Annotated in this window: 20 protein-coding genes; 9 read left to right on the forward strand and 11 right to left on the reverse strand. The window is 43.0% G+C overall.

What is annotated here, in order from left to right; genetic code table 11:
- Window positions 1-7: 7 nt before the first annotated feature.
- Window positions 8-580, reverse strand: a complete 573-nt coding sequence (cysC, locus tag RMX69_RS07780; protein WP_322637123.1) for an adenylyl-sulfate kinase — start codon at window positions 578-580, stop codon at window positions 8-10.
- 900 nt (window positions 581-1,480) lie between these two features.
- On the opposite strand from cysC, the gene RMX69_RS07785 reads away from it, so the two are divergent.
- Complete coding sequence (locus RMX69_RS07785) at window positions 1,481-2,584, forward strand: TIGR03032 family protein (protein WP_322637088.1); 1,104 nt, start codon at window positions 1,481-1,483, stop codon at window positions 2,582-2,584.
- A gap of 64 nt (window positions 2,585-2,648) precedes the next feature.
- Window positions 2,649-7,049 (forward strand): beta strand repeat-containing protein, encoded by a 4,401-nt coding sequence (locus tag RMX69_RS07790; protein WP_322637089.1) that lies wholly within the window; start codon window positions 2,649-2,651, stop codon window positions 7,047-7,049.
- A gap of 110 nt (window positions 7,050-7,159) precedes the next feature.
- On the opposite strand, the gene RMX69_RS07795 is transcribed toward RMX69_RS07790, so the two are convergent.
- Together RMX69_RS07795 and RMX69_RS07800 are read right to left on the reverse strand one after the other, a co-directional pair.
- Window positions 7,160-7,594 (reverse strand): hypothetical protein, encoded by a 435-nt coding sequence (locus RMX69_RS07795; protein WP_289796758.1) that lies wholly within the window; start codon window positions 7,592-7,594, stop codon window positions 7,160-7,162.
- A 163-nt stretch (window positions 7,595-7,757) separates the two neighbouring features.
- Window positions 7,758-10,742, reverse strand: a complete 2,985-nt coding sequence (locus RMX69_RS07800) for a valine--tRNA ligase (protein WP_322637090.1) — start codon at window positions 10,740-10,742, stop codon at window positions 7,758-7,760.
- Between the two features lie 57 nt (window positions 10,743-10,799).
- Between RMX69_RS07800 and RMX69_RS07805 the strand changes: the two genes are divergently transcribed.
- Genes RMX69_RS07805 through RMX69_RS07815 form a run of 3 tightly spaced genes read left to right on the forward strand, consistent with a single transcriptional unit; the run spans window position 10,800 to window position 13,501 of the window.
- Window positions 10,800-11,222, forward strand: coding sequence for a GxxExxY protein (locus tag RMX69_RS07805; protein ID WP_322637091.1), 423 nt, complete (start codon window positions 10,800-10,802; stop codon window positions 11,220-11,222).
- A gap of 45 nt (window positions 11,223-11,267) precedes the next feature.
- Window positions 11,268-12,530, forward strand: a complete 1,263-nt coding sequence (locus RMX69_RS07810; RefSeq protein ID WP_289796761.1) for an MFS transporter — start codon at window positions 11,268-11,270, stop codon at window positions 12,528-12,530.
- A 14-nt stretch (window positions 12,531-12,544) separates the two neighbouring features.
- Window positions 12,545-13,501, forward strand: a complete 957-nt coding sequence (locus RMX69_RS07815; protein WP_322637092.1) for an N-acetylglucosamine kinase — start codon at window positions 12,545-12,547, stop codon at window positions 13,499-13,501.
- 26 nt (window positions 13,502-13,527) lie between these two features.
- On the opposite strand, the gene RMX69_RS07820 is transcribed toward RMX69_RS07815, so the two are convergent.
- Entirely contained in the window at window positions 13,528-14,268 is a 741-nt protein-coding gene (locus tag RMX69_RS07820; protein ID WP_322637093.1) for a dienelactone hydrolase family protein, read from the reverse strand.
- 356 nt (window positions 14,269-14,624) lie between these two features.
- Window positions 14,625-15,887, reverse strand: a complete 1,263-nt coding sequence (locus RMX69_RS07825; RefSeq protein ID WP_322637094.1) for an FGGY-family carbohydrate kinase — start codon at window positions 15,885-15,887, stop codon at window positions 14,625-14,627.
- Window positions 15,888-16,086: 199 nt separating this feature from the next.
- On the opposite strand from RMX69_RS07825, the gene psaM reads away from it, so the two are divergent.
- Entirely contained in the window at window positions 16,087-16,176 is a 90-nt protein-coding gene (gene psaM / locus RMX69_RS07830) for a photosystem I reaction center subunit XII (protein WP_040630342.1), read from the forward strand.
- Window positions 16,177-16,428: 252 nt separating this feature from the next.
- A complete protein-coding gene (locus tag RMX69_RS07835) occupies window positions 16,429-16,839 on the forward strand; it encodes a hypothetical protein (protein ID WP_289796765.1) in 411 nt (136 codons plus the stop codon).
- 224 nt (window positions 16,840-17,063) lie between these two features.
- Here RMX69_RS07835 and RMX69_RS07840 read toward each other — a convergent pair whose 3' ends face one another.
- Window positions 17,064-17,783: a tetratricopeptide repeat protein gene (locus RMX69_RS07840; RefSeq protein ID WP_322637095.1), complete on the reverse strand. Its 720-nt coding sequence runs from the start codon at window positions 17,781-17,783 to the stop codon at window positions 17,064-17,066.
- A gap of 492 nt (window positions 17,784-18,275) precedes the next feature.
- On the opposite strand from RMX69_RS07840, the gene RMX69_RS07845 reads away from it, so the two are divergent.
- Window positions 18,276-18,740: a hypothetical protein gene (locus tag RMX69_RS07845; RefSeq protein WP_289796767.1), complete on the forward strand. Its 465-nt coding sequence runs from the start codon at window positions 18,276-18,278 to the stop codon at window positions 18,738-18,740.
- 6 nt (window positions 18,741-18,746) lie between these two features.
- Window positions 18,747-19,304, forward strand: coding sequence for a glutathione S-transferase family protein (locus RMX69_RS07850; protein WP_322637096.1), 558 nt, complete (start codon window positions 18,747-18,749; stop codon window positions 19,302-19,304).
- An 81-nt stretch (window positions 19,305-19,385) separates the two neighbouring features.
- Here RMX69_RS07850 and RMX69_RS07855 read toward each other — a convergent pair whose 3' ends face one another.
- The 5 genes from RMX69_RS07855 to RMX69_RS07875 form a co-directional block, all read right to left on the reverse strand.
- Entirely contained in the window at window positions 19,386-19,877 is a 492-nt protein-coding gene (locus RMX69_RS07855; protein WP_012411046.1) for a YajQ family cyclic di-GMP-binding protein, read from the reverse strand.
- Window positions 19,878-19,990: 113 nt separating this feature from the next.
- Complete coding sequence (locus RMX69_RS07860) at window positions 19,991-20,389, reverse strand: MAPEG family protein (protein ID WP_289796769.1); 399 nt, start codon at window positions 20,387-20,389, stop codon at window positions 19,991-19,993.
- A gap of 87 nt (window positions 20,390-20,476) precedes the next feature.
- Window positions 20,477-20,980, reverse strand: coding sequence for a hypothetical protein (locus RMX69_RS07865; RefSeq protein ID WP_041565591.1), 504 nt, complete (start codon window positions 20,978-20,980; stop codon window positions 20,477-20,479).
- A complete protein-coding gene (locus tag RMX69_RS07870) occupies window positions 20,955-21,239 on the reverse strand; it encodes a GIY-YIG nuclease family protein (RefSeq protein WP_289796770.1) in 285 nt (94 codons plus the stop codon). Before RMX69_RS07870 ends, RMX69_RS07865 begins: the two co-directional genes overlap by 26 nt.
- A gap of 166 nt (window positions 21,240-21,405) precedes the next feature.
- Window positions 21,406-22,500, reverse strand: coding sequence for a phosphotransacetylase family protein (locus tag RMX69_RS07875; protein WP_289796771.1), 1,095 nt, complete (start codon window positions 22,498-22,500; stop codon window positions 21,406-21,408).
- Between the last annotated feature and the right edge of the window lie 270 nt (window positions 22,501-22,770).

The raw sequence follows: 22,770 nt of genomic DNA on the forward strand, positions 1-22,770 counted from the left end.
TTTTAACTCATAAGCCATTCATTTTAGCAACTATATAACCCAACTCTTCTAGCTTTTCTAAGACCTTAGTTCCACTTTGAGCAACGCTTTCCTGGTTAGTTTTGCATTCGACTTCAGGACAGAGTGGTATTTCATAAGGATCATCAATACCAGTGAAGTACTTAATTTCCCCTGCTCTTGCTTTTTTATATAACCCTTTTACGTCTCGTTGTTCACAAACTTCTAATGATGCGTTGACGTAAACTTCAATGAAAAATCGAATACTTTGGCGCACTTCTTCTCGAATTTCGCGGTATGGTGAAATTGCTGAAACCAATACAATTACATTATTTCTGGCAAGAAGGTTAGCTACAAAGCCAATGCGCCGAATATTCTCCGCTCGCTCCTTTTTGCTGAAACCCAATCCTTTACATAGGTTTTGACGTACTGCATCACCATCCAGAACTTCAACTCTGTATCCCTGTACCCGCAGTTCCTTCTCCACGAATTGACAGATAGTAGTTTTACCTGCACCACTCAGACCAGTGAACCATACTGCCACACCACACTCTTGTTGTCTCATCCTACTTTCGTCGTAAATTTTAAATGGCACACCAAAAAAGCTTTTTTAGGTAATTGTGGGTCAAATAGTAATTTTATTTTTATAATCCTTTTTTATCAGGAATTTCAGCAATTGCAAGGCATCCTATGTCAAGCTTGCTACTTTTACCTCTACTGATTTCAAGTGAAAAATCGCATAATTATACGTATTTAGGCTAAATATTTAATACGAAGCATGGCGATGTAATACGACAGGATACACCTACGCATTTTCTCTACCATAACAACGCAATTTGCGGTTATAGTAACAAAACTTGTCGATCGAGTTTTCAAATTATTAAAGTTTTAACTAATTATTACATTCAGTATATATACAGTTTATTTTTAAATAGAATAGTCTTTATTATAACAATAGATTACCAAACAAGATTTACTGCTAAGACATTATAAAAAACTAAGTTCAAAATATTTGCAAAGTTAGATCCAGTGCAGCTTTATGGCGGCGCGACCTATTTTCTGGGGGCGATTCCTTTAAGTGCTGTTTCTGGTACAGACTTGTTTATTGACAATAATGGCACGCTTAGTGGTCTGTGTGATTAATTCTGAGAGTTTCGTAGTGAGCGATTTATCATTCAACTTCAAGGGTTTTAGCCCTGAATACAAACTTTCACAACTCATCAAAACCAATGACATCAATCACCAATACACTTTGGCATAAATTTGTTCACCTTTAACAAGTTGCTCAGAGCAACTTGTCTACTTAATTGAGGTGATAGCTGGATTTACGCCATGCTGTACTAGCGCTTTGTACCAGTAATTTTCAGGGTTCGTAGTTGGTGATTTACCGCTCTATTTTAAGGGCTAGAGCCACTGAGTATATTTTGTATTTAACTAAGTCTAAAGTTCCTCAACAAAATTTGAAATTTAATTCAACTGATTTATGTTGTCCACTTTTCCCAATACTGCCCCAGAAGAGAATAACTTAATTCAATGTGATGCCGATCAGGGATTTATCTCCTGGCTGAGTCAAGCCGGAGGCTCAGTTGTCATCACCACCTACCAAGCCGGAAAACTAGCACTAGTAGGCTGGAATGGGGAACAGATAACCATGCTGTTACGCCAATTTTCCAAACCAATGGGATTGGCAGTGAATGGTTCACGATTGGCACTGGCTACCCATCATGAAGTCTGTTTATTAGCCAATGCCCCCGACTTAGCTTATGAGTTTTTAGAAGACCAGCCCGGACGCTACGATGCCCTCTACTTGCCACGGATGACATATTTTACAGGCGACCTGAACATTCACGACCTGGAATTTGGCAGAGAAGGGCTGTGGATTGTCAACACCCGCTTTTCGTGTCTTTCTACGTTGAGTCCAGACTTTAGCTTTGTACCGCGCTGGCATCCGAAATTTATTTCTGAAGTAGTGCCAGAAGACCGATGTCACCTGAATGGATTAGCGATGGTGGATGGCAAACCCAAGTATGTGACTGCCCTCGGTGCGACAGATACCGTCGGGGGATGGCGTCCGGGTAAAGCCAACGGTGGAGTTGTAGTGGAAGTAGAGAGCAATGAAATAGTTGTAGATGGATTATCAATGCCCCATTCCCCAATTTGGCATGACGGGTTTTTGTGGTTACTCAACTCTGGTGCCGGGGAAATATGGCGCATTCATCCAGAATCAGGAGACCAACAAGTAGTCTGTGTACTCCCTGGATTTCTGCGGGGGTTGTGCTGTGTAGGGTATTACGCCCTAGTGGGACTATGCCAGATTCGGGAACGGCATATTTTCGGAGGGTTGCCCATAACTCAACGATTTGAGAAGTTGCTCTGTGGTGTGGCAGTTGTGGATTTGCGAAATGGGCAACAGGTGGGGATGCTGAAGTTCACCACAGGCTGTCAAGAACTTTATGATGTACAGTTTCTTGCTGGTGTACAGCGTCCGATGGTTTTGAATCAAGAACGAAAAGAAATCCGCCAAGCATTTACTGCACCAGAGTTGAACTACTGGCTGCGACCGAGTGCAGTTATTCCTAATAACTAAGGAATCTGTCTAATTAGACCGTAATTGTTGAAATAAAAATTTTAGTTTTTTCAGAGGTTTTTTCATGACTGAATTCCAAGTCAATACCACCACCATTGGCAATCAATCTAACTCCACTGTAGCTATAGATGCAGCAGGTAACTTTATTATTTGCTGGCAAAGTGATGGTCAAGACGGAACTAAGATATATGCCCAACGCTATAACACTGACGGGACATCTCAAGGGGACGAATTTCAAGTTAATACTGGCACTACTGGCAATCAATATAATCCCGTAATAGCGATAGATACAGATGGGGATTTTGTTATTTCCTGGCAAAGTGATAGTCAAGACGGGACTGATATGTATGCTCGACGATACGACAGTTCTGGGGTGGCTCAAGGAGGCGAATTTAAGGTTAATACGTACACCACTGGCAATCCATATAGTCCCACAGCAGTAGCGATGGATTCAAGTGGGGACTTTGTTATCTCTTGGATTAGTTTAGAGGAAGGGTTTAGCTATGAGATATATGCTCAACGCTACAACAGTGCTGGGGTGGCTCAAGGGAATGAATTTAAGGTTAATACCTATACCACTAGCGATCAATATAACTCTACAGTCGCAATGGATGCAGATGGGGACTTTGTCATTTCCTGGCAAAGTTTTGGTCAGGACGGGTCTACTAATGGGATATATGCCCAACGCTACAACAATCTTGGGGTGGCTCAAGGGGGTGAATTTAAGGTTAATACCTACACCGGCAACAACCAAGCTAACCCCACGGTCGCAATGGATGCAGATGGGAACTTTGTGATTTCCTGGCAAAGCGATGGTCAAGATGGTTCTATCAATGGGATATATGCCCAACGCTACAATAATCTTGGGGTGGCTCAAGGAAGCGAATTTAAGGTTAATACCTACACCACCAGCGACCAAGCTAATCCCACTGTCGCGATGGATGCAGATGGAAGCTTTGTGATTTCCTGGCAAAGCTTTGGTCAAGATGGTTCTATCAATGGGATATATGCCCAACGCTACAACAATCTTGGGGTGGCTCAAGGGGGCGAATTTAAGGTTAATACCTACACCACCAGCGACCAAACTAACCCCATAGTTGCGATGAATGCAGGGGGTGACTTTGTCGTTTCTTGGCAAAGCGATGGTCAGGACGGGTCTGGTAATGGGATATATGCCCAACTAAACATTAACAATGGCATTCCCCCGATAATCTCTGCTTCTGCCTCTGCACTGGCATACACCGAAAAAACCACTATAGCCATCGACTCAGGCATCACCGTCAGCGACTTAGACTCCCCCAACCTCGCTAGTGCCACCGTCAGCATTACCAGTGGTTTCGCCTCTGCTCAAGACACCCTCGCCTTCACCAACCAAAATGGGATTACGGGCAGCTACGACAGCACCACAGGTGTTTTAACCTTAACTGGCAGTTCCACTGTTGCTAACTATCAAGCCGCACTACGTTCTATTACTTATACCAACAACAGTGATAACCCCAGTCTTACACCTCGTACCATCAGCTTTATAGTTAATGATGGGGCTGCTAATAGTACTGCCATTACCCGCGATATTAATATTACGCCGGTGAATGATGCACCTGTTGCTACTGCCACCAACTCTGCTTTGGCATACACTGAGAACGCCACTACAGTCATTGACTCAGGTATCACCGTTAGCGATGTAGACTCTGCTAACCTAGCTAGTGCCACCGTCAGCATTACCAGTGGTTTCGCCTCTGCTCAAGATACCCTCACCTTCACCAGCCAGAATGGGATTACAGGCAACTACAACAGCAGCACAGGTGTTTTAACCTTAACTGGTAGTGCCACCATTGCTAATTATCAAACTGCACTACGTTCTGTTACTTATACCAACAGTAGTGATAACCCCACTACTACACCTCGTACCGTCAGCTTTGTGGTCAATGATGGGACTGATAATAGTACTGTTGTTACCCGCAATATTAATATTACGGCAGTGAACAATGCGCCCATTGCTACTGCTACCAACTCTGCTCTGGCATACACCGAGAACGCTACTACAGCCATCGATTCAGGCATCACCGTCAGCGATGTAGACTCTGCTAACCTAGCTAGTGCTACTGTCAGAATTAGCAGTGGTTTTATTTCTGCTCAAGATACCCTCGCCTTCACTAATCAAAATGGGATTATGGGCAGCTACAACAGCAGCACAGGTGTCTTAACCTTAACTGGCAGTGCCACCGTTGCTAATTATCAAACCGCACTACGTTCCATTACTTATACCAATAGCAGTGATAACCCCAGTCTTACACCTCGTACCGTCAGCTTTGTAATTAATGATGGGGCTGCTAATAGTACTGCCATTACTCGCGATATTAATATTACGGCGGTGAATGATGCGCCTGTTGCTGTTAACGATAGCATCACCACAAAAAGAAACATACCCGTTATTATTAGTGCTACTACTCTGTTAAGCAATGATAAAGATGTCGATGTTAGTGATGTTTTGAGTATTACTGACTTCACCCAACCTAGCCAAGGAAGCTTAGTTAACAACAATGACGGTACTTACACTTATACCCCTGCCCAAAACTATTATGGCTTCGATAGCTTCACTTACAGTATAAGTGATGGGCACGGAGGCAATAGTACTGCTACCGTCAACTTGACTATTAATCAATACAATGTGATTAATGGTACTTTGGGTGCAGACAACCTGAATGGTACAGTCAATATTGATGTCATCTCAGGATTGCAGGGCAATGACACGCTCCAAGGACTAGCTGATAATGACACCCTTGATGGCGGCGATGGGAATGATTCCTTAGATGGTGGTGCAGGAGTTGACAGTCTCATCGGTGGTAAAGGCAATGATATTTATATCGTAGACAACCTGAACGATATTATTATTGAAGCCTTAAATGCAGGCACAGATTTAGTTAAGTCTTCCGTGAGTTGGGTGTTGGGAAATAACCTGGAGAACTTAACCCTGACTGGAAGTGGGTCAATCAATGGTACTGGTAATAGCTTTAATAACATCTTTATTGGCAATACTGGCGCTAACATTTTGAGTGGAGAAAATGGCAACGATAACCTTTTTGGTGATTCCGACAATGACACCTTGTTAGGTGGTGCAGGCAATGATACCTTAGATGGCGGTTTAGGAGCTGATAGTCTTGATGGTGGAATCGGTAATGACATTTATACTGTAGATAACGCGAACGATATTATTATCGAAGGCTTAAATGCAGGTACAGATTTAGTTAAGTCTTCGGTGAGTTGGGTGTTGGGAAATAACTTGGAGAACTTGACCCTGACTGGAAGTGGGGCAATCAATGGTACTGGTAACAGTCTTAAGAACATCTTGATTGGAAATACTGGCGCTAACATCTTGAGTGGAGAAGATGGCAATGATAGCCTAATTGGTGGTTCCGGTAATGACACCTTGTTAGGCGGTGCAGGTGATGACACCTTGGATGGAGGTTTAGGATCTGATAGTCTTAATGGTGGAGCTGGCAATGACATTTACACTGTAGACAACGTAAACGACTCGATTATTGAAGGCTTAAATTCAGGCACAGATTTAATTAAGTCTTCGGTGAATTGGGTGTTGGCAGATAACCTGGAGAACTTGACCCTGACTGGAAGTGGGGCAATCAATGGTACTGGTAATAGCCTTAATAACATCCTGACAGGAAATAGTGGTGCTAACACGTTGAATGGAGTTGATGGCAACGATAGCCTCTTTGGTAGCTCAGGTAATGACACCTTGTTAGGCGGTGTAGGTGATGACTCCTTGAATGGAGGTGCAGGGACTGACAGTCTTGATGGTGGAGTCGGTAATGATATTTACACTGTAGACAACGTAAACGACTTGATTATTGAAGGCTTAGATGCAGGCACAGATTTAGTCAATTCTTCGGTGAATTGGGTGTTGGGAAATAACCAGGAGAATTTGACTCTGACTGGAACCGGAGCAATCAATGGTACTGGTAATAGCCTTAATAACATCCTGATGGGAAATAATGCTGCTAACACGTTAACAGGAGGAGATGGCAATGATAGCCTCTTTGGTAACTCAGGCAATGACACCTTGTTCGGTAGTGCAGGTGACGATATAATCGCTGGTGGAGTTGGTCGAGATGTATTGACTGGTGGAACTGGACAAGATAGCTTCAACCTAACTGGTACCCGTACTGGAGGGTATGATACGATCGCTGATTTTACTCTTGGAGAGGATACTATCTTGATTTCCAAGGCTGAATTCGGACTGGTTCAATCTCAAAATACTACGCTCGATCCGAGCTTATTTCGACTTGGTACCACCGCGATCGCAGCGAGCGATCGCTTTATGTACGATCAAACTACGGGTAATCTTTTCTTTGACGCGGATGGAACTGGTAAGACTGCACAAGTTCTTCAAATTGCCCAGTTCTCCAATCAGGTGGCGCTTAGTAGTGCAAATATTACTATCATTGCCTAACGCAAGCTAACTATAGCAAGCATTGAGAGATTACCCAGTAAGAGACAGATCAACTCTTTCTGGGTAATCTTTTATAAATACACATTTGAGTGCAATATAACTGCAAACTTTTAACTTTCCTCTTGGGAATAACCATTTTTCTCGCGTTTGAGGGTTTCTTCTAAGGCTTGAATTTGTTCGCGTCTGGCTTCCAATTCTAAGGAACGCCTTGCTAAGTCTTGGTTTTGCAACGTCAGGGATTGTCGCCAATGTTCTGCTCGCTCGGCCTCATGCTGCAAAAACTCTGGGGTAATGCCGATGGTGAGGTAGTTTTGTACTAGATGCAGTACCCAGTTGGTGGCGTCTTCTAGTCTTTCAATATCGCCTGTAGGAGAAAGTTCGACTAAAACAAGCAAGTTCTCACTCATGATCTTTCCCTTTCCCAGCAAAATGAAAGCCTCTTCGGGAATTATCGCCCACAAGTTATCAGCTTCTTGACGCGCCAATAAGCGTAACTGGTGCTGGTCTAAAAAATCGTTTTTACGCACCTGGGCTAGATATAGCATGAGGTAGCTTCGCTCCAATTCAAAATTCAAAATTCAAAAAAAATTTAATAAAAAAATAAGTACCAGAATGGATATTTGGATCTTGTTAATTGGTAATGGGTAATTGGGAATTATAAACACTCCTATTACCCATTACAGTTATCCTAAGCTAAGCAGGCGATCGCTAAGACAAACCCTGAAGGCGATCGCGCAAAATTTCTGCTTGTTTCTGTGCTTCTGCTAAGGCATCCCGCGCTCCCTGTACCACGTCGGCTCTAGCTCTATCTACAAAACTAGGATTGTTTAATCTGGTACTCAGAGATTGAACTTCTGCTTCGGCTTTACTCAAGCTTTTCTCTAGTTTGGCACGGACAGCTTCAATATCTACTACGCCGCTCAAAGGAATTAGCACTTGTATTGTACCAATCACACCTGCGATCGCATTTTCTGGTTCTTGTGGTTGTTTTAATTCACTCTGCGGGAAAAAGCGTCTCCATAACTTAAGTCTCGCTTGAGCAGTTAGTAAATTTTGGCTAACAAACCAGGCTGTGTAACCAAAACCAACTAGTTCAAAGAAAGTTCCGACGAGGGGAGTGTCATCAATGGCATACCCCACAGCTAAACCCAATCTACCAAATACAATGGCCACAATAATTAAGCCAATTGTCTTCAAACCCCTTTGAGGTTTTTTGGCAGCAACAGTTTGGTTTTGTTGTTTGTCAGTAATGATTAAAGTCTCAACCTTTGCCAAATCTTTAATATAAGACTGTCCAGCAGTAAGGATTTCCCGCTCTTTCTCACTTTCAGTTTGTAAATTCGCTGTCACTTTTACGCCTGGTTTAATATCCGCTTCAGCCCGCAAATTCCGAATTGTGCGGATAGTACCAATCAGCAATTCAAACTGTTCTTCTAAAGCTATATCAACTAGGTTGACATCTATCTGGGGATAGGTTTGTAATGGTAAAGTTTGCGGTGAATCTGCTGATTGTTGGGTGAGAGTTTGCCATATTTCCTCAGTAATATGCGGCATGAAGGGATGAAGCAGTTTCAAAATCCCTTCTAGCACGTAGGCAAGAGTTTGCTCTGCTACCCGCCTTGATGCGGAGTCTGCACCTGTTTGCAACCTAGATTTCACCAGTTCAATATATTGATCGCAGAAATCACCCCAGATGAATTCGTACAATCCCTTAGCTGCTTCCCCTAAACCATAATTATCGATGTAATTGGTGGTTTGTTTGACAACTTGATGATACCGCGAGATAATCCAGCGATCGCTCAATTCTGTGGCGACTGGATTTCCCAATTGTTGCGGCGTTTGTCCATCCAAATTCATCATCACAAACCGGGCTGCGTTCCACAACTTATTTGCAAAGTTACGCGATGCCTCAACAGAAGCCGATTCCTGTTTTCCGCGATTATACTCCAAGCGGATATCTTGACCAGCGCCAGCCACTTCCCTAATTAGGGTATAGCGCAAGGCATCAGTACCATATTTGTCAATCAGTAACAATGGGTCAATGCCATTACCTTTGGTCTTTGACATCTTCTGACCTTTTTCATCCAGCACCAAGCCATGAATGTAAACTGTTTGGAAAGGCATTTGCCCCGTAAAATGCCCAGCCATCATAGTCATTCTGGCTACCCAGAAAAAGATAATGTCAAAGCCTGTTACCAAAGTGGTAGTCGGGTAGTAAGTTGCTAAATCTTGAGTTTGTTCTGGCCAGCCCAAAGTAGAAAACGGCCAAAGTCCAGAAGAAAACCAAGTATCCAGAACATCTGGATCTTGTTCTAACTTGACATTTTCGCCAAATTGTAATTTAGCTTTCTCCCAAGCTTCAGTTTCCGATTTTGCGACTACAAACGGCGTGTTATCGGTAATTTGCCCATCTGTTTCACTGACAGCGTACCAAGCAGGAATTTGGTGTCCCCACCATAATTGGCGAGAGATACACCAATCAGTAAGTTTTACTAGCCAATCACGATAAACCTTTGTCCAGCGTTGGGGGACAAACTCTGGAGAAGTTTGCTGGTCGAGGAATTCGAGAGTGTTGTCAGCTAGGGGGCGAATTTTGACGAACCACTGAGTCGAGAGGAGGGGTTCAATAGGTACTTTACCGCGATCGCTGTAGGGAACGGTATGCTTATAATCTTCGATCTTCACCAAAAAGCCATCTGCTTCTAGGCGAGAAACCACATTCTTTCTAGCAACAAAGCGGTCTTGTCCTTGAAACTCCCCAGCATTGGCGTTGAGAGTGCTGTCTTTATTCATGATGTTGATGAACGGCAGATTGTGACGCTTACCCATGTCAAAATCATTTGGGTCATGGGCGGGAGTTATTTTCACGCAACCTGTACCGAAAGTGGGGTCAACATATTCATCGCCAATGATCGGAATTTCTCGTTGTAGAATTGGCAGAGTTAAAGTTTTGCCAATGAGATGTTTGTAGCGATCGTCATTGGGATTAACTGCTACAGCTGTATCACCCAGCATCGTTTCTGGTCGAGTTGTCGCCACCTCTACAAAACCGGAACCATCGGTGAGGGGATAGCGGAAGTGCCAGAGATTTCCATTCACCTCTTGATTTTCTACTTCCACATCAGACACAGCCGACTGAGAAGCGGGACACCAGTTAACTAAATATTCACCACGATAAATTAAGCCTTCTTCGTAGAGGCGAGTAAATGCCTCGACAACAGCTTTGGATAAACCCTCATCCAGAGTAAACCTTTCCCGTGACCAGTCCACCGAGACACCCAAGCGTCGTAGCTGATTCAGAATCGTTCCCTCAGACTCCGCCTTCCATTGCCAAGCGCGTTCTAGAAACTTCTCGCGCCCCAACTCGTAGCGAGTCTTACCCTCTTTTTTGAGTTGCTTTTCTAGCATACTATGCACAGCAATGCTGGCGTGGTCAGTTCCGGGTAACCATAGGGTATTACGTCCCTGCATCCGGTGGTAGCGCACGAGAGTATCAATCAACGCACTTTCAAAAGCGTGACCCATGTGCAAACTGCCGGTGACATTGGGGGGAGGAATGACGATGCAGTAGGGTTCGCCGCCTTTGCTGGGGTCAGCTTTGTAAACTTGATTGTCTTCCCAGAATTTTTGCCACTTGGCTTCGGTGGAAAAGGGGTCGTAGAGACTGGGGAGATTGGGAATGGTTGCGGTCATGCTGGGAAAACTAAGGAAGGACTTTTATAAATTTTGCCATAGGGTTGGAGGGGGATTATGGAAACGAACCGCAGAGGCGCAGAGAACGCGGAGGGAAGAGAGTTAGGAGAGGAGATGAATCAGCTTACGGGTAAGGTGATTGGGGCGGCGATTGAGGTACATAGGGTGTTGGGGCCAGGGTTTTTGGAGGAGGTGTATAAGGAGGCGATAATTATAGAATTTTTCAGGTGCGGGATACTTCATCTAGTTGAGAAGTCGGTAACAGTCAATTACAAAGGACATGAATTTGGTAAGGGTAGATTAGATTTTCTGGTTGCTAATTGTCTAATTGTGGAATTAAAAGCTGTCCAAAATTTAGCCCCAAACCACGAAGCTCAAGTCCTCTCCTACCTTAAAATGACTAATTACCCCCTTGCTCTCCTGATTAACTTTAACGTCCCCCTCCTCAAAGACGGTATCAAACGTATTATCCTCTCTTAATCTCCCTGCGCTCTCTGCGCCTCTGCGGTTCGTTAAACCAAACCCATGAATCAAACACCCTCCCCTTGGAAATTCATCCCCACCCTCTACTTTTCCTCCGGCATACCTTACATCATCATCAACACAGTTTCCGTAATCTTTTACAAAAAACTCGGAATCGATAACGCCCAAATTGCCCTTTGGACAAGCTTCCTCTATCTACCTTGGGTCATCAAAATGTTTTGGGCCCCAATCATTGATATTTACTCTACCAAACGCAAATGGATACTCTATACCCAATTTGCCATGTTTTGCTGCTTAGGCTTAATAGCCTTCTCTTTACAACTGCCAAATTTCTTTTTCATTTCCCTTGCAGCATTAACAATAGGAGCATTTATTTCTGCAACTTATGACATTGCCACAGATGGCTTCTACCTCATCGCTTTATCTCCAGAACAACAAGCGTTTTTTGTAGGCATTCGTTCGCTTTGTTATAGACTTGCCGTAATCTTTGGCTCTGGGATATTAGTAGTGTTAGCAGGACAGCTTGAAGTCTCTCTCAACAACATTCCTTTAAGCTGGACTATTTCTATTGGCTTCTCAGCTTTAATTTTAGCAATTCTGTTTATTTCTCATCGCCTAATTTTACCATTACCTGAATCAGATAACCGACAACAAATACAAGCTAGAGAAAATATACCCTTTTGGTCAATTATTAGCTCATATTTTGCTCAAGATAAAATTATCAGTATTTTAGCCTTTATCTTGCTCTACAGATTTGGCGAAGCAATGCTTGTCAAAATAGCCTCTTTATTTTTATTGGACAAACCAGAAGTAGGAGGCTTAGGACTATCAACATCAGATGTTGGGTTAGTCTACGGGACATTTGGGGTTATATCTCTAATTTGTGGAGGAATTTTAGGAGGCTTGCTAATCTCTAAATATGGATTAAAAAAATGTCTTTTTCCTATGGCTTTAGCATTAAACTTGCCTGATATATTTTATGTATATATGGCTTACACTAAACCTTCGCTAACATTAATATATCCCTTGGTTTCGTTGGAGCAATTTGGTTATGGTTTTGGATTTACAGCTTTTAGTGTTTATTTAATGTATATTTGCCAAGGTGAATATAAAACTTCTCATTTTGCTATCTCCACAGGCATAATGGCTTTAGGAATGATGTTACCAGGTTTAATTAGCGGTTATCTGCAAAAAGCACTTGGTTATCCATTATTTTTTGTCTTGGTTTGTTTGCTGACCATTCCTGGAATGATTGCTATCTTTTTTATACCTTTAAAAGAAGAACCGAAGCGTCAAAATAATTAATATGATTACCAATCATGAGTTATGTTTTGGGAATAGATGGCGGCGGTAGCAAAACTGTTTGTGTCTTGATGGATGATTTATATCAAGTGCTAGGTCGTGGTGAAGCTGGGCCATCTAATTATCAGAGTATAGGAAGAGAAGCAACTTTACAATCTATTCAATCAGCAATTCAAAATGCTTTTGAGGCAGCAATAATTACAAATACTGATAAGATTGACGCAATATGTTTGGGTTTAGCGGGTGTAGGTCGTGCAGCAGATATTGAAGTAGTAAAAGATTTAGTTAAAGAATTACAGAATAGCAAATTGCCTATTTTCTGGGCATTGCAATCAGCGAATATTGTAATTTGTAACGATGCTTTAATTGCTTTAGTTGGTGGAATTGGTCAGTCTGTAGGAATTGTGGTTGCAGCTGGCACTGGTTCGATAGTTTTTGGACGAAATCATCAGGGACATACTAAGCGAGTCGGCGGCTGGGGTTATATTTTAGGAGATGAGGGTAGCGCCTATAAAATTGCGATCGCAGGCATGAATGCAGCATTAAAATATTATGATGGCCGAGATATTTCAACAAGTTTGATAGAGGGTTTCAAACAGCATCTTGATTTGGAAAGTATAGAAGATTTAATAGAAGTAATATATCGCCGAGAATGGGGAGTTAAACAGATAGCTGCTTTAGCACCAGTTGTAGATTTTGCAGCCGCATCAGGTGATATAGTAGCGAATATCATAATTGATGATGCTGTCAAAGAGTTAGTAAAAGCTACATCTATAGTAATTGATGCAATTTTTAGTGTTGACTCAGCTTTAGAAGTCGTCACAACAGGAAGTGTGTGGCGCGGTAGATGCAATATCCATGAAAGATTTGCAGCGTCTCTTATTAAGGAGTTTCCTAATGTAAGCGTGATTTTTCCGAGGCATGAACCTGCTTATGGTGCTGGTTTGTTAGCGTTGCAAACAACTCAAAATTGACACGAAGAAACCAATAATATAAGTTTTTAGTCTGCAAATATGCGCCCCAAGAAAGTTATTATTTCAGACCAAGCTGCGGTGGTAGCACTAGAATCATAACGATAACCGTCGTCGCGCATAAATGTATGTTCTGCTTCATACAAGAAAACTTGGTGAGGTATGTTAGCATCCTCCATTGCTTTTATTATGGTTTGGCGATCGCTCTCTGGTATATGAGGGTCAAGAGTACCGAACACCATTAGCATCTCACCTCGTATTTCACTTACTCTCTGGATTGTATCGGCTACCTCTTTACCCAGTTTACCACTGGGAATACCAGTAGGGTAACAGCAGACACAAGCCCGAATTTTGTTTTGAAATGCTGCACGGAAAGCTAAATGTCCACCTATACAAAAGCCGAGAGTGCCTATTTTATTTGAAGAAACTGCACTCTCTGTTTTCAGAAATTCAATCACAGCAAGGCAATCGGCATCATAATCAGCTACGGAGGTTCGACGCGCATCGTCATTACCGCGCATCCTTCCCAGATCGTCTGGCTCAATTACTGAACCAACTGGCTCAATTCGGTGAAAAATTTCTGGGGCTGCCACCACATAGCCGTATCCTGCTAAGTAATTAGCTAGACGAATCATTGGATCGCCTAACTGATAAATATCACTGTAGAAGACAATACCAGGGTATTTTCCTGCTGCTTTGGGAGCCGCTACATAAACACGCATTAAGCTGCCATCTACTCTTAACTCAACGTTGCGCTTGGTGATTTGCACTTTTTTGTCTCTGTGTTCCGCTTGCTGTCATTAGCTTCTACACTATAGCGCCGCAGCATCCGGTTACTTTCAACCCATAATTTGGCGTTCTTTTTACAGTGAAAGTTTGTTGCGATCGCCTGAATACAACCGTTTTCTTCGCGACGCTAGGCTAGTTATAAATCACACCAATAATTAGTAAAGGGGATGGATGACATTCGCTTGCTGCAAAGCACCCATCCCCGAATAGCTGCCCAGATTATGAACCTGGAATCTATAGTCCGGTATCTAATCATCCCAGTATCGGCCGAGATATGTCGATTGTCACTGGGATAGATACTGATTTAAAAGATATCTACCAAAAGATGCGTTGTTGATTAACCCCTTTTTCTCTCTCCCATCGCCAACAGGGCTGTCCCGTAAGCTGCTTCTGTGTACACTGACGCTACTACAGGAGTCTGCAAATGACGCGCCCTAATCGCAGTCCAAGTATGATTAGCCGCGCCACCGCCAGCAGTATAAACACGACTCAGATTGTCTGCGCCCATCTGCTGTAATAATTCATATCCTTGCGCTTCTATGCGGGCAATGCTTTCTAATAACCCATGCAAAAATTCCACTGGATTATCTGGGCGTGGTGACAAACGTGGAGCTAGATTGGGATCGTTAATCGGAAAGCGATCGCCTACCCTCAACAACGGATAATAATCTAAATCGCTAGGTTTTGATGGATCAATCTCCCGGCTAAGGCTTTCTAACTCAGCGTTTGTGAAAAATTGCTTGAGTACAGCACCCCCAGTATTAGAAGCACCCCCAGTCAGCCACAAATCCCCCAAGCGATGACTGTAAATCCCATATCTGGCATCTTCTACACGGGTACGACTTAACAACTTTAGTACCAACGTTGAACCAAGGGAAGTCACGGCTTCACCAGGTAATTTTGCGCCACTGGCAATAAAAGCCGCAATACTATCAGTTGTACCTGCACACACCAGACAATTACGGCCCAAACCGAACTTATCCGCAATTTCAGGACGCAATTCTGCAACAGGAGTACCGGGAGTTAAAACTTTGGGTAGCTGAATCGGTATTTGCAAATTTTCTAGCCATTCTGGGTATTTCAACTCCTCCACGTCATAACCCAGCTTTAAAGCATTATGGTAATCACTAATTCCCAACTGTCCATGTAGGAGAAACGCCAGCCAATCTGCTTGATGCAGGAAATATCTAGCTTCACTAAATGAGGGTAATTGTCTCATCCACAAAAGTTTGGCTAGGCTGGAGGTGGCACTCAACACGGTATGATTAGAGGGTGCGATATTCCTCAAATCCTCTAGGACAGATGATCCCCGCGCATCGTTGTACAGCAGTGGTGCATCTGTTGGATTGCCAGCAGCATCGACCAGCAAGACGGTGGAAGAAGTCCCATTAATTGCGATCGCTTTAATTTCTCGCCGCAATTTCTCAGGTATTTGTTCCACCAGCGCAAACAAAGCCTCCTGCCAAATTTTTGGCGTAACGGCGGCTGGTGAGTCCTGGAAGGCATATCGTACCTCAACTTGAATAGAACAAGCTTCCTCGTCAATAACTGCACCGCGTGCGCCAGATGTGCCGAAGTCGATACCCAAATATAAATTCATATTTTTATAAATTTTTCTAAGGTCGAATCACTAACGACTACTGACTAATAACTGCTTTTGTTGCATCTTGTAACAAGATATTCCAAAATCTTGGCAAAACAAGGAAAAGTAGTAAACGAACTGTTCAAAATCTATTCAGGTTAGGAGGTTTTCAGCCATGCCTATCTTAGATACTCTGTACATTGCTCAGATATCTTCCATCTCAGATACTCAAGTCTACATCGCTCTTGTTGTAGCCTTGATCCCAGGAGTTCTAGCTTGGCGATTAGCCACAGAACTTTACAAATAACGCTCCGATGTGACACAGTTGAAAAGCTAATAATCCTGGCAGTACGGGGTGCAATTTTTAGAAGCTTGCGGTTTCATGCCATAAGTAGCTCCAAATCTTGCACTTACGTAAGCCAGGTTATTTTTTAACTGGTGCGACACTTGTAGCTATTTCAAAAAAATGAAGTAATATGACAGCTAAATCAAGCAGTAATTAGCGCCAGAGGGCTTTTACAGTGCTTCCCTTCACTAAGCGAGGTTATCTTTTAGCATCATGAACGCGATTCAACCCTCTAGACCACCGTTACAACCTATACAAAAACGCCGGGTCATTTCTCGACCAAAGCGGCATCTTCGTCAACGTTCTTACCAGGTGATGGCACTGGAAAGTACAGCCAAAATAGCGGTCAATCTTGTGATTACTGCCGTTGCAGCATCTGCTTTAACACAACTCTTGCCTTATCATTGGTTACAGCAAGAAAAATTGCGAGAAATGAGTACTGAAGTCAAGCTGATGGAAGGACATGTCAATGGTTTGCAGGCAGAATTTAGCCGTAACTTTGATCCCCAAGAAGCTAAAATTATTAGACAACGCCAAGGATACCGATTCGATCCCAGCCAGCGTCAGATCGTGTTGATGAATCAAGATCGCCGAGAAGATGAGCAAACAGACTCGTCACCCTAAGACAAATGGCGAATTTGGGATTATTTAGGTTAATTGTGATTCAGGCTACGTATAAACCGGGTGTAATTTATATTATTGCTAACAAGTAATGGTTAATAGCTAATTTTTGAATAGCTATGTAGTTATCATCTATTAGTCATTAGCGATACAGCGTCACTAAACTCTAGTTCAAAATTAATCAATTATTTTGAATTTTGAATCCCCCAGAAGAACTAATCTACCAATTAGGACGCTGATTGAGATAGTAACTCGTCTAGCCAATTTTCAAGTTGAAAACGCAAACGACAACCAGTAATATCATTATCGTTGTCGAGAGAGGGCAGTTGAGTGAGGGCGCGACGATAATCAGCGATCGCACAATTCCAGTCACCCCAAAGATGGTAAGTTCTGCCGCGTTCAGCCCAGATATGACCTTCTAGTTGACCGAAAAGCAGTGCTACCTCAAAATTCTCAATTGCCTCCTCGTATTGCCCTAAATCACGCCAGGTAATACCTCGGTTAATCCATGCCCGGATATGGTGAGGTTTCAAATCAATTGCTCGATCGTAGTCGGTAAGTGCTACTGCTAATTCTCCACAAGCCGCGTAGTAATTTGCTCGGTTATTATAAGCACTAGCCAAATAGGGATTAAGTTTCAGGGCGGTGTTGTAGTCGTAAAGCGCTTTTTGCCTTTCGCCACTTTGGAAATAAATTAGCCCTCGGTTGTTGTAATCAACAGCATTGTGGGGATGGCGGCAGATTAGTTGGGTTAAAAGTGCGATCGCTTCAGCATAATCTCCTTGTTGAGCCAACCTCAAAGCACAAGAGCGCAAGTCGCTATCCCCAAAAATAGATTCGCTGCGATCGCTTTTCCTCCGTTCTTGAAGTTTGCTTGTAGTATTTAGAACATATTGATATTGGTTACTTTGCTGGTCATCGTCGGCTAAAAATGAGTAAATATTCATCTTTCCCTGCTTGAAATACCTGCTTTTTTAAATAAAAGTCTAGTTTTTTAACTCTGGTGGTTTTACCACTGTGTCTATTCTCAAGGTATTTATGGTTACTTGAAAGCCATCTTAAGACTGAGATTTAAACTACTCATACCAGTAGAAATCTACCCCTTAAATAAACAATTGCTCCTCAAACCTATTTATAGATACTCGATCCCGAAGATGAATTCCAGAAATAGCAGAGGTTAATCTCAAAGACTAGTCAAGTAGTGAGAGCAGCAAATTGGTAGAATGCCAACAAGCCGTTCGTTAAAGAGGGGATGAGGAAGCAAAGGAGCAGGGAAGCATACTTCTCTACGAGAGGCTGCGCCAACGACTACGCTCAGTAACCGGGGGAGCAGAGGAGCAGGGGGAGAATAACTGTTAACTCCTAACTCAGCACTGTTTTGCCCAATTCTCCATGTCCCATTCCCTAAATTCAATTTTTAAGTTTTGAGAAATTTCCCGATGACAACTGCAATTTCCTATCCCAATGCCCCTGATTTAGCAATTGATGATTACATTGTGATCGGCTTGGCAACCTGCTTCGTCAAAGAAGATGGAGAAGTTTATCAAATCGAAGTTATAGAACCAATACCCTCTGCGGCTTTGGAAGCGCTATTAAAGGGCATTCCTACCTCCTATAAGCTGGCTCATGCCACAACTCTGGGATCTGTGCTGGATGGCGATTCACCACTGCTGCCAGATGGCTTCCCAGAATCGGCTCAGTTTGGAGAGGAATTTGTGCCACGGGCATTTGCAGCAGCTCGTACCTACAAGCGTCGTGAATCTGCAAAATCTCTGATTCCATTGGGTACAAACTACACTGAATTTAAGTATTCCATTGAGCGGAAACGGGTGTTAAACGCCGCCAGAGTTGTAACCAAAGAAGATAACGTTAAACAGCATTCTCACACTCACAAAGTGCTTTAAGTAATTATGCTAAAACTTTACGGTGGCGCTCGTAGTCGAGCATCAATTGTTCACTGGTATTTAGAGGAATTAGGAATTCCTTACGAATTCGTCAAGCTTGATATGCAGGCGGGTGAACACCTTAAGCCTGAGTATTTGGCAATCAACCCATTTGGTAAAGTTCCAGCAATTGTTGATGAGGATTTTCAGGTTTGGGAATCTGGGGCAATTTTGTTGTATCTTGCCGATAAGTACAGTAAAACTCCACTTTCACCAAAGGAAAATGCTGTATTTTCCCAATGGGTGTTGTTTGCCAATGCTACCCTTGGCCCAGGAATTTTTGTAGAAGCAAATCGGGAGCGGGAAATGCCCCGCTTGTTGACTCCCTTAAATGAAATTTTCAGTAAGCAACCTTTTTTAGTTGGCAATGATTTTACTGTTGCTGATGTAGCAGTGGGGTCTATTTTGAATTACATTCCCATGATCCTGAAGCTAGACCTCAGCCCCTATCCAGCGGTGTTGAACTATATGAAGCAGTTATCTGAACGTCCGGCATTTCTAAGAAGTATTGGCGGACGGACTTAAAATAATTCGTAATGACGCTCCTGCGTCGCTAACGTAATTCGTAATTCGTAATTGAATTTTTAACTACGAATTACGAATCTTTTAACGATAATTTGTAAATTGCAAAGCAACTGGGTAGTCTTCTTGTTTTAGCCGCTGCATGACAACTTGCAAGTCATCTTTAGATTTGGCAGAAACCCGTACAGCATCCCCTTGAATTGAAGCTTGTACCTTTTTAAATTCATCCCGAATCAATTTGGAAATTTGTTTGGCGATTTCCTGACTTATGCCTTTTTTGAGTTTGATTTCTTGACGCACGCGATTACCACTGGCTGATTCAACCTTGCCAAAATCAAAGATTTTTTGGGAGAGGTTACGCTTGGCGGCTTTTTCTCGCAGAATGGTGTGTACGGAATCTAAGGTAAACTCGCTGTCAGTGCTAACGTTAATGCTTTCTTCAACTAACTCGACAGTAGTTTCAGTGTCTTTGAGGTCGTAACGACCTTTGATGTCTCGTATAACTTGATCGACGGCGTTAACCAACTCTTGTCGGTCAAAGTCGCTCACAATGTCAAAGGAAAAAGTAGAAGCCATAAAACATTTTGGATTTTAGATTTTGGACTTCGACTTCGCTCAGTCGAACGATTTTGGATTGGGTATTGAGTATTGAGAAAACTCTTTCCCAGTCCCCAGTTCCCATGCCCCAATTAATTAGTAGCTTGGATGATGCTCAAGAAAAAGAGAGTGGCACAGCTAAAGATACCAATGGCAAACATGAGCGATCGCAAAAGGGGTATATTCAAAATATAAAAAATCGAGTATAGGAAACGGGCCACCACAAAAGCGATCGCCGCTACTTGGGCTGTAAAAGAATTTACACCAGTTACATAAGCCATCAATGCGGCTGCGGCAAACACCATAAAGGCTTCAAAGGTGTTCTGATGTGCCCAAGTAGCTCGTTGGGCATAAGGTGGCAATTTATCAAACATGGCGCGAGGAGTAGAAAGCATTTCAGGCCCAATACGCACACGGGCATAAGCTACCACCAAAAATGGCACATAAATTAGAACGACGGCAGCAGCGATCGAGTACAAAAAAATTATCATTACTTATTAGTCGTTGGTTATTAGTCATCAGTCATCAGTCATCAGTCATTAGTCAAATACAAATGACAAAAGACAAATGACAAATGACTAATCAAAGTAGAAAAGCGTTACCACTTTTCTTTGTTCTTCTGCATCCTGACAAGTTTGTAACAGGGTGCGACTGTCGTGAAACGCAAAGCAGATTAGTTGCTGGCAACGGGAGACAATCTCCTTATTGCACAAGTAACTAGCTTCCGCCAGAGATAGATTATCATTACTGGGATTCTCGACTAGATGCATTACCTGTTCTAGTTGCTGGCGCGATTCTAAAGGCTGGCGTTCCAGGCTTTGGGGTAGAATCACCGTCAACAAATTTGCATCAGCCCGCGTTGCTCCCTTGATGGCCGCTGAATTCGTACCTGTAGCACCAGAAGTAATGATTCGATTACCCGATAAAACTAGGGCATAAGTCATCATTTCAATAAGATTCTGATGCGTTATCGGGACGTGACGAGAACCCAGCAAAGCAATTCTTTTAGAACCTGTTTGCTGGATTGTCGCCAATTCTTGGGCTAATGTATCGAGGTTAATAAGGTCTGTTGATTGGCTCAAAGATGGAGATAATCAGACTAAACGACCCAGATATTTTACCAAACAGCGTGTAGATGCGAAGAAAACTTAAGTTAGACATTGCAACTATTTTTCGATGATGTGATATCCAACGACGTGCAAGATCAGCAGTTCTGCCTATGTAGAGAATTTCCCCAGAACCAGAAATCGCGAAATAGATGGCTGGACAGTCAGGGAGATTAGCTTTTTTCTCCAATGGAAGGGAGGGTAGTTTCAGGGGATCAATTGCCGTTAAATCCATTTTCTCCTAGTTCCAGTGACTTCTATAGCCATCACTAATAAGACCCCACCAAATTCTTACTTCAGTAGCTTCAAACTTCAGTAGCTTCAAATCATCCGGGATCGAATCCCGGATGATTTACTCCTTCTGTCTCCTGCCTCCTGCCTCCTTCAATACACTCATGAATCTAAGACAATGCCGCTGCGGGAGTTAAACCTAGTTTGGATAACAAGCGGTCAATGTCAAAATGCTCGGACATCAACTGGCGAATATACTGAACCTTAATAGGCTCGTGGACACGGACTTGACCAAAAGTGCGGTCAACAATTCCGACAGTAGTGAGGGTATCTAAGTCAACAGACAAAATGGGTATTTCTAGTTCTTCAGCGCGACTGAGAATGAACGGTGGGGGTGGTAGTTGCCCAGTGAGAATTAAACATTGGGTAGAAGTTTCCAAAGCCGCTTGCTGAATTTCCACCCGATCGCCTCCTGTCACCACTGCCATATTCCGGCGTTTGCGGAAATATTTCACAGCTGAATTGACATTCATCGCTCCAATTGCCAGACTTTCTACCAACAAATCCATGCGATCGTTACGACAGAGAACATCAGCCTTTAACTGCTTGACTAGTTCGCCAACACTCACACTGCGGAGCAAATCGCTGTTTGGCAACATTGCTAGCACTGGAATACCCTGCTGTTCCAAAAATGGTAGCACGAGAGTTTCAACTGCTTCTAGTTGAGTGACAGGGATATCATTGATCACAACTCCAATCAAGCGATCGCCCACACGCCTTTTAGCAGCCAATAGTGCCTCAACCGAAAGCAAGGATTTATAGCGGCTTACTAACAGCACACCAGCATCCAATACTTCAGCCATTTGCAGCAAAGACAAATCAAACAAATTGCCTTCGGACAAATCACCAGGCCCTTCCAATAACACCAAATCTCCTTGAGACTTATGTAAATATTGCTGTATTAGGGACTGCTGATAATCGGTTTTGTCTTCCCCCCGTAAGCGCTTTTGCACATTTGGTTCATCCAAAGCCAGCATTGTAGGTGCAACGCGGTTTTCCGGCAAATTGAGGCTAAGAGCGATGAACTGGACATCTTCCTCAATTACGGTTCCACTGGACGAATTGAAAGACGTACCGAGCGGTTTACCGTAGGTAATATCCAGACCTTTTTGCTGTAGCTGATGAGACAAACCCAGAACAGTTGCAGATTTACCGCTGTAATTCTCGGTCGATCCAATCAGCAAATATTTAGGGGATTTTGGCACACATGCACTCCTAATTTCAAAAGTCAGAAGAACCCAGCTAGGTGTTTCCTAATTCTAGTTCCTTCTGGCAAAAGCCTCTCGCTCTCACAAATTAAGCTTTCCCAGAATTACCTTTTGAATAAGCAGGGGCAGAAGAAAGGTTTTTTCCTTGTGTCGGCTCTGCTAACCTTTACACCTACTCTTGAAGATTTGTAATTACGGTTTGTGCTATGGCGGTTCTCAGTTGAGTGAGGTAAAAGAACCCCGCAAGCGAGGAGGGTGGTTTCATAC

It is taken from the genome of Nostoc sp. EspVER01 (assembly GCF_034530635.1).
In the GTDB taxonomy this organism is placed as follows: Bacteria; Cyanobacteriota; Cyanobacteriia; order Cyanobacteriales; family Nostocaceae; genus Nostoc.

What these genes read in the sequence shown, in the direction of transcription:
- RMX69_RS07785 (WP_322637088.1), top strand. Translation starts at nt 1,481, where the DNA reads ATGTTGTCCACTTTTCCCAATACTGCCCCAGAAGAGAATAACTTAATT.
- RMX69_RS07790 (WP_322637089.1), top strand. Translation starts at nt 2,649, where the DNA reads ATGACTGAATTCCAAGTCAATACCACCACCATTGGCAATCAATCTAAC.
- RMX69_RS07795 (WP_289796758.1), bottom strand. Translation starts at nt 7,594, where the DNA reads ATGCTATATCTAGCCCAGGTGCGTAAAAACGATTTTTTAGACCAGCAC.
- RMX69_RS07800 (WP_322637090.1), bottom strand. Translation starts at nt 10,742, where the DNA reads ATGACCGCAACCATTCCCAATCTCCCCAGTCTCTACGACCCCTTTTCC.
- RMX69_RS07805 (WP_322637091.1), top strand. Translation starts at nt 10,800, where the DNA reads ATGGAAACGAACCGCAGAGGCGCAGAGAACGCGGAGGGAAGAGAGTTA.
- RMX69_RS07810 (WP_289796761.1), top strand. Translation starts at nt 11,268, where the DNA reads ATGAATCAAACACCCTCCCCTTGGAAATTCATCCCCACCCTCTACTTT.
- RMX69_RS07815 (WP_322637092.1), top strand. Translation starts at nt 12,545, where the DNA reads ATGAGTTATGTTTTGGGAATAGATGGCGGCGGTAGCAAAACTGTTTGT.
- RMX69_RS07825 (WP_322637094.1), bottom strand. Translation starts at nt 15,887, where the DNA reads ATGAATTTATATTTGGGTATCGACTTCGGCACATCTGGCGCACGCGGT.
- RMX69_RS07835 (WP_289796765.1), top strand. Translation starts at nt 16,429, where the DNA reads ATGAACGCGATTCAACCCTCTAGACCACCGTTACAACCTATACAAAAA.
- RMX69_RS07840 (WP_322637095.1), bottom strand. Translation starts at nt 17,783, where the DNA reads ATGAATATTTACTCATTTTTAGCCGACGATGACCAGCAAAGTAACCAA.
- RMX69_RS07845 (WP_289796767.1), top strand. Translation starts at nt 18,276, where the DNA reads ATGACAACTGCAATTTCCTATCCCAATGCCCCTGATTTAGCAATTGAT.
- RMX69_RS07850 (WP_322637096.1), top strand. Translation starts at nt 18,747, where the DNA reads ATGCTAAAACTTTACGGTGGCGCTCGTAGTCGAGCATCAATTGTTCAC.
- RMX69_RS07855 (WP_012411046.1), bottom strand. Translation starts at nt 19,877, where the DNA reads ATGGCTTCTACTTTTTCCTTTGACATTGTGAGCGACTTTGACCGACAA.
- RMX69_RS07860 (WP_289796769.1), bottom strand. Translation starts at nt 20,389, where the DNA reads ATGATAATTTTTTTGTACTCGATCGCTGCTGCCGTCGTTCTAATTTAT.
- RMX69_RS07870 (WP_289796770.1), bottom strand. Translation starts at nt 21,239, where the DNA reads ATGGATTTAACGGCAATTGATCCCCTGAAACTACCCTCCCTTCCATTG.